Genomic DNA, 2394 nt, shown 5'->3' with positions numbered 1-2394 from the left:
CGCGGCGATCAGGAACGCCAGGTCGGCCGGGCCGTCGGGGGCGCCGAAGTCCACCGGCGGACGCAACCGGGCGAACCCGATGGTCGGGGTGTCGACATAGGGCGAGCGGCAGTGCGGAATCGCGATGCCGCCGGGAAGGCCGGTCGCGGACTGCTGCTCGCGCGCCATGGCGGCGCCGATCAGTCCTTCGGCATCGTTGGTGCGGCCCGCGGCGGCGAAGGTGTTCGCCATCCGGGTGATCACGGCCTGCTTGTCACCCTCGACGTCTGTGTCGAGTACCACCAGATCGGTCGTGATGATCGGTGGTGAGGAAGTGGAGCTTGTCATGGCACTACTCTCGTCTTTCGTTGTCACTGGTTGGCGGGAATCGATGAGATCGGGGACACCTGAACTGCATTGAGGTCGATCTCGGCGGGACTCGGCAGCGTGGTACCCGGTAGGGCGGCCGCGCCGCTGCCGTAGGCGACGGCCATCTGTAGCCGCTGCGGCGGAACGGCGCCCCCCACTTCGGCGCGGATGTATCCGGCCAGCGACGAGTCGCCGGCGCCCACGGTGCTGCGTGGGACGATCGGTGGTGGCGTGGCCATCCAGGCGCCGTTTGCATCGACGAGCACCGCCCCGGCCGCGCCGAGGGTGGCGAGCACCGCGCCGATACCCTTGTCGATCAGCTGTCGGGCCGCGGCCACAACGGGTTCCGGATCTCCCTGTGCCACAGCGGCTTCCAGTGCCTGCGGCGAGTAGCCCAGCACCCCGGCCAGCTCCTCGGCGTTCGGCTTGATCAGGTCGGGGGCGCCACGGTCCAGTGACGCGACCAACGCTTCCAGCGGTGCGTCCGACGTGTCGACGGCGACCTTGCACGGCTTCGGGGCGAGCAGCGCGACCACGTCGCCGTACCAACTGGTCGGCATTCCGGGGGGCAGTGAACCCGACATCACCACCCAGTCCGCGCCGTCGGCTGCGGCGAGCACGGCGTCGGTCAGCGCCTGCACCCCCGCTGCGTCGAGTGCCCCACCGGGCTCGTTGACCTTGGTCGTGGTGCCGTCGGGTTCGGTGATGGTCAGGTTGGTGCGTGCCGGTTCGGTGGTCGGCACCACCTGGTAGGACACCCCGGCCACCTCCAGCGCGCTGAGCAGCGGATCGTTGGCGGCGGCCGGGAGCACCGCGACGGCCTCGATACCGGCGAGCGTCAGCACGCGGGCCACGTTGACGCCCTTGCCGCCGGCCTGGCTCGTGACCGACGTGACCCGATGCACGGCGCCGCGGGTCAGCGGGGTCGGCAGCGAGACGGTGCGGTCGATGCTCGGGTTGGGGGTGACGGTGACGATCACGATGGGCCTCCTGCGCAGATGACTTCGACTCCCTGAGCGCTCAACTCGGCGTTGTCGGCCGCGCTGATCTCGGGGTCGGTGATGAGGGTGTCGACACTGGTGATGGGTGCGAAGCTGACAAAGTCCTCGCGGCCGACCTTGGAGGAGTCGGCGGCGACGACGACGTAGTTGGCGGCCGCCACCATCGCCCGCTTGACCGCGGCCTCGTCGCTGTCGGGGGTGGACAGGCCGTGGCGCACGCTGATGGCGTTGGTCCCGATGAAGGCGATGTCCACCCGCAAGGTGTCCAGCACTCGCAGCGTCTGCTCGCCGACCGCGGCCTGGGTGACGCCGCGCACCCGACCGCCGAGCAACTGCAGTGACACCGAGGGGACGGTGGCCAGCCTGGCCGCGATCGGCACCGAGTTGGTGACGACGACGAGTGGGCGATCCGTCGGCAGGTGCGCCGCGACCCGCATGGTCGTGGTGCCGGCGTCGATGAGCACGGTGGCTCCGCTGAGCGGGAAGAACTCCGCTGCCGCCGCCGCGATCAGGTCCTTGTGTTCGGGGCGGGTGACGTCGCGTTCTCCCACCCCGGGTTCGACGAGGTGCAGGGCCCGGACCGGGACGGCGCCGCCGTGGACCCGGCGCACGATCCCCGCCCTGTCCAGGACAGCGAGATCGCGCCGCACCGTCTCGGTGGTGACGTCGTATGCCTGGGCCAATTCGGTGACCGATGCCCGACCCCGCTCCATCACCAGCGAGGCGATGGCTTGCTGCCGCTCTTCGGGGTACATATGGCTCCGTTTGTGTGGGTATCGACCCTGTTCAATGTTGATATGTTTGGTTTTACTCCTGAACGTGTTGACTTGTCAACAAAATCTTGTAATCTACTTCACATGACCGCGTCTTCTTCGCTCACATCACCGGCCACAGATTCGAGCACCGTACTGCAGGGTGTGCCGGTGGTCACCGGGGTTCAGTACGGACCGGTGATCCGTCCCGGCAAGCTTCCCGACGTCGACCGCGAGGCGACCGCAGACGTCGCCGAACCCGATCGTCCCGCCGAGGGCGAGCGCTTCAACGC

3 protein-coding genes and 1 pseudogene are annotated in these 2394 nt (G+C 68.8%); 1 reads left to right on the top strand and 3 read right to left on the bottom strand.

Features of this window, described 5'->3' with window-relative positions; all coding sequences use genetic code 11:
• The 3 genes from WA965_RS09670 to WA965_RS09660 all read right to left on the bottom strand — a co-directional run.
• Positions 1-327, bottom strand: a 327-nt coding sequence (locus WA965_RS09670) for a PTS sugar transporter subunit IIA (protein ID WP_526447429.1), incomplete at its 3' end; no start/stop codon positions are given.
• A 23-nt stretch (positions 328-350) separates the two neighbouring features.
• A complete protein-coding gene (locus WA965_RS09665; protein ID WP_526301679.1) occupies positions 351-1328 on the bottom strand; it encodes a 1-phosphofructokinase family hexose kinase in 978 nt (325 codons plus the stop codon).
• On the bottom strand, positions 1325-2104 hold the full coding sequence (locus tag WA965_RS09660; RefSeq protein WP_526301681.1) for a DeoR/GlpR family DNA-binding transcription regulator: 780 nt from the start codon (positions 2102-2104) through the stop codon (positions 1325-1327). The genes WA965_RS09665 and WA965_RS09660 overlap by 4 nt, the downstream gene beginning before the upstream one ends.
• 42 nt (positions 2105-2146) lie before the next feature.
• On the opposite strand from WA965_RS09660, the pseudogene WA965_RS09655 reads away from it, so the two are divergent.
• Positions 2147-2394 (top strand): annotated as a pseudogene (locus WA965_RS09655) (phosphoenolpyruvate--protein phosphotransferase); the annotation flags it as partial.

Source organism: Mycobacterium sp., assembly GCF_049683935.1.
Lineage (GTDB): Bacteria > Actinomycetota > Actinomycetes > Mycobacteriales > Mycobacteriaceae > Mycobacterium.
This window is presented reverse-complemented; position numbering and strand designations above follow the sequence as displayed.